Source organism: Micromonospora andamanensis (assembly GCF_016863495.1).
GTDB classification, from domain to species: Bacteria; Actinomycetota; Actinomycetes; order Mycobacteriales; family Micromonosporaceae; genus Micromonospora; species Micromonospora andamanensis.
In genome coordinates this window covers 1-3,827 of record NZ_BOOZ01000074.1, presented here as the reverse complement: position 1 = coordinate 3,827, position 3,827 = coordinate 1, and the positions used below count along the sequence as shown (strand labels likewise).

The 3,827-nt window shown below is 72.0% G+C and carries 5 protein-coding genes; all 5 read left to right on the top strand.

The features are described 5' to 3' along the window. Nucleotides 1-907 (top strand): serine/threonine kinase C-terminal domain-containing protein (locus tag Van01_RS31330; protein WP_505745413.1); only part of this gene is annotated, 907 nt, incomplete at its 5' end. Between the two features lie 89 nt (nucleotides 908-996). Next, the gene (locus Van01_RS31325) at nucleotides 997-1,575 is read left to right on the top strand and encodes a DUF1707 SHOCT-like domain-containing protein (protein ID WP_204015307.1); all 579 of its coding nucleotides are present in this window, start codon (nucleotides 997-999) and stop codon (nucleotides 1,573-1,575) included. 231 nt (nucleotides 1,576-1,806) lie between these two features. Further along, on the top strand, nucleotides 1,807-2,616 hold the full coding sequence (locus Van01_RS31320; protein ID WP_204015305.1) for a metal-dependent hydrolase: 810 nt from the start codon (nucleotides 1,807-1,809) through the stop codon (nucleotides 2,614-2,616). Next, nucleotides 2,613-3,530 (top strand): amidohydrolase family protein, encoded by a 918-nt coding sequence (locus tag Van01_RS31315; RefSeq protein WP_239099407.1) that lies wholly within the window; start codon nucleotides 2,613-2,615, stop codon nucleotides 3,528-3,530. Before Van01_RS31320 ends, Van01_RS31315 begins: the two co-directional genes overlap by 4 nt. Before the next feature lie 128 nt (nucleotides 3,531-3,658). After that, nucleotides 3,659-3,827: LacI family DNA-binding transcriptional regulator (locus tag Van01_RS31310; protein ID WP_204015309.1), on the top strand; the 169-nt coding region annotated here is incomplete at its 3' end.

The following is a 3,827-nucleotide window of genomic DNA, read 5'->3' as shown; positions in this document are numbered from 1 at the left end:
TCGGACCGGCGGAGGCGACCCGGCTCGGACCGACGGGAAGGACCCGGGTCGGACCGATGGGGTCGACCCGGCCCACTCCGGTGAGGGCGACCCGGCTCAGGCCGGTGGGCCGCCGCCACGCGCTACGTCTGCCGGTACCCGTGACACGACCCCCGAGGCCGAGCAGCGGCGGGGATCGGTGGCCCGTCCGTGGGCGCTGGCCGCGGTCGCCGTGCTCGTCGCGATGGCGGCCGGGATCGGCACCGCGCTGACGGTGGTGGGCACCGGCGCGGAGCAGCCCGGGTCGGGGACGCAGAGCCCTCAGTCGTACGACGTGGGCGCGCCGGGGCCCGGCGGCCCGTTACCGCGCGACGGGCGACGCCCGCCCGGTCCGCCGCCCGGCGGCGTCGTCCCTCCGCCGTTGCCCTGCGTACGCCCGTGGGTCGACGGTGCCTCGCTGCGCACCGCGCCGCCCCGGCCCGACGACGGGTTCCGGCCGCCCGCCGGGTGGGTGTGGCACGCGGACGAGGCCGGCTTCCGGGTCGCGTTGCCGGCGGACTGGCGACACTCCCGCGACGACGACGTGGCCTGCTTCCAGGACCCGGCGACCGGTCGCGCGTTCACCGTCGCGGACAGCGCCGACGCCGCCACCGAGCCGATCGCCCGGCTCAAGGCGGTGCGGGACCGGGAACTGGCCGACGGCACCCTGCCGGGCTACCAGGAGTTCCACCTCGGCCGGGTCGGCGCCGCCACCGAGTGGGAGTTCGGGTGGCTGACACCGCACGGTGACCGGCTGCGCGCCACCCAGATCGTGCCGGATCGCCCTACCCGGGGCCGTACCTGGACGTTGGGCTGGATCGCGCGCGAACACGACTGGTCGGCTTCGGCGAGCCAGTTGGCGACCGTCCGGCTCAGCTTCCGACCCTAGTCCCGGTCCGGGTCGCCGCCTCGCGGGACACGGTCGCCGCCTCGCGGGACACGGTCGCCGCCTCGCGGGACACGGATAGTCTCGGAGCCGTGGAACCGGACCGGCATGACGACACCGACCAGCTGCGAGTCTCCGACCGGGAGCGGGAGGAGGTCGTGGAGCTGCTCGGCAGGGCGACGGCCGAGGGCCGGCTGACCCTCGACGAGTACTCCGAGCGGGCCGGCGTCGCCCACGCCGCGCAGACCCGCGGCGAGTTGGCCAGGGTGACCAGGGACCTGCCCGACGCGGCGGCCCGCCCTGCGGCCGGCGCGCTCGCCCCCGCCCCGGAAAAGCTGCTGGCCGTCTTCGGCGACGAGGTACGTAAGGGCGCCTGGCCGGTACCGGAGCGGATCGAGGCTCGGGCGGTCTTCGGTGACTGCCGGATCGAGCTGCACGAGGCCCGGCTGCCCGGGCGGGTGATCCGGATCGACGCGGAGGCGATCCTCGGCAACGTCACGATCGTCGTGGCGGAGGGCACCGATGTCCGACTCACCGGCAGCGCGGTCTTCGGTAACAAGAAGTCCAAGCTGAGCGGGCCGGTAGCGCCGGGCGCACCGGTGATCGAGGTGCACTGCCGGGCGATCTTCGGCGACGTGACGGTCCGCGCCCCTCGCAAACGCTGGTGGTGACTCCACCCCACCGACAGCCACGCGCACCTCGGGCGGCACCGCCGTCCCATGGCCGACAGATCGGGCCGGTCGACCACCACGCGCTGCCATACTCCCTGGTGGTCCGGCCGGTCCATCGACCGGCCCGATAATTGTCCGAAGTGGACGCCGTAGGCGGTCCCCCTGCGGCGTCGGCACGAACTACAGTGGCGTAGTTTTGGCGCTCAAGATCCCTGGGGAGGGCGAGCCGAGATGATGGGACCGTCGCACGCGCTGTCTGGCGCGGCGGTATGGCTGAGCGGGTCCTGGGCGCTACAGCATTTCTACGACTACGAGCAGTCGCCGTTGGCGCTGGCCGTCGGCACCGCCGTCTGTGCCGGAGGAGCGCTGCTGCCCGATCTCGATCTGTCCGGCAAGGTCACCCGCAATCAGGGTGGCGCGACAGTGGCCCGTACGTTCGGCGTCTTCTCGCTGTTCGTCGCCGAGGTAATGGAGAAGGTCTCGCTGGGCGTCTACTACGCCACAAAGCTCAGCCGCGATCCGAAGCGCAGCAACGGCCACCGCACTCTCACCCACACCATTCCGTTCACCGTGCTGGTGGGCTGGGGCACCACCACCCTCTGCGCCCGGTACGGCAAGTGGGCCGTCATCGGCATCCTGTTCTTCATGATCGGTCTCGCCCTGCGCGGCCTGTTCGACAAGTGGGCCGAGCGGGCCGGCTGGCTCATCGTCACCCTGGTCTCCGCTGGTGCCGCCGTGTTCACCGCCGCGAACCTGCCCGGCGACCGGGGTTATCCGATGATCGGGTTGGCCGTCGGCGTGGGCTGTTTCGTGCACATCATAGGTGACATGATCACCCGGGCCGGGGTACCGATCCTCTGGCCGATTCCGATCAAACGCCGGATGTGGACCCCGATCAGCCTGCCCGACAAGATCGCGCTGCGGGCCGGCGGTAAGACCGAGATCGTCGTGGTCCGCACCGCGCTGACAATCGTGTCGGTACTTGCCACCCTCGGGCTTTTCGCTCCCTCGGTGCTGCAGAAGTTCAACCTCGACCTGTGAGCGTCGAGGCCGTCGACCCGGCGATCGTGGCCGCCGACGCGGCAGTGCCACGGTTCTGGCAGCAACTCGGCCTGCCCGGCCTGGCCGACGTGCACGTGCACTTCCTGCCACCGAGGCTGCGCCGTCGGGTGTGGGACTACTTCGACTCGGCCGGCCCGCTCGTGGGGTTGGAGTGGCCGATCCGGTACCGGTGGAGCGACACGGAACGCGTCGGCCACCTGCGCCGGCTGGGGGTACGGGTGTTCAGTGCGCTCGCGTACGCCCACCGGCCCGGCATGGCCGAGGAGCTGAACCGGTGGACGCTCGACTTCGCGGGCGACACCCCCGGATGCCTGCCCTCGGCCACCTTTTTCCCGGAGCCGGCGGCGGCGCGCTACGTCGCCGAGGCCATCGACGCCGGCACCCGGGTGTTCAAGGTGCACCTCCAGGTGGGTGGTTTCGCACCCACCGACCCGGCGCTGGAGCAGGTGTGGGGCCTGCTCACCGAGGCCGACGTGCCGGTGGTCGTGCACGCCGGGCACGCGCCGGTGGGCACCGCCCACACCGGGCCGGACCCGTTCGCCGCGTTGCTCGCCCGACACCCCCGACTGCCCGCGATCGTCGCCCACCTGGGCGCGCCCGACTACTCCGCCTTCCTGGATCTCGCCGAGCGCCACGAGCGGGTACGGCTGGACACCACAATGGCGTTCACCCCGTTCCTCGACCGGTTCGTGCCCTTCCCCGTCGACGAGTTGCCGCGACTGCGTGAGCTGGGGCTGGCCGGCAAGGTGCTGCTGGGCAGCGACTTCCCGAACATCCCCTACCCGTACGCCGACCAGTTGACCGGTCTGGCCCGGCTCGACCTGGGCGACGACTGGCTGCGGACGGTCTGCTGGCAGGCCGCCGCCGACCTGTTCGGCCTGCCCGCCCGCTGACCGAGCGGGCTCCGACGTCAGTTCGTCATTGCCTATTGACGTGCTCGTAACACCTGACCTACCTTCTGTCGAACCGCTTAGTCGAAGCGCTTCGACAGCGCCGAGGGCATACCGCGAGGAGGTGCCGGATGGCCACCATGCAGGACGTCGCGCGTCGCGCCCAGGTCTCGGTCAGCACCGTGTCGTACGTGCTCACCGGCGCCCGACCGATCTCCCAGGCCACCCGGGACAAGGTCCTCGCCGCCATGGCCGAGCTGGACTACCAGCCCAACGCCCTGGCACGGGGGCTGGCCAGCC

What these genes read in the sequence shown, in the direction of transcription:
- Van01_RS31320 (WP_204015305.1), top strand. Translation starts at nt 1,807, where the DNA reads ATGATGGGACCGTCGCACGCGCTGTCTGGCGCGGCGGTATGGCTGAGC.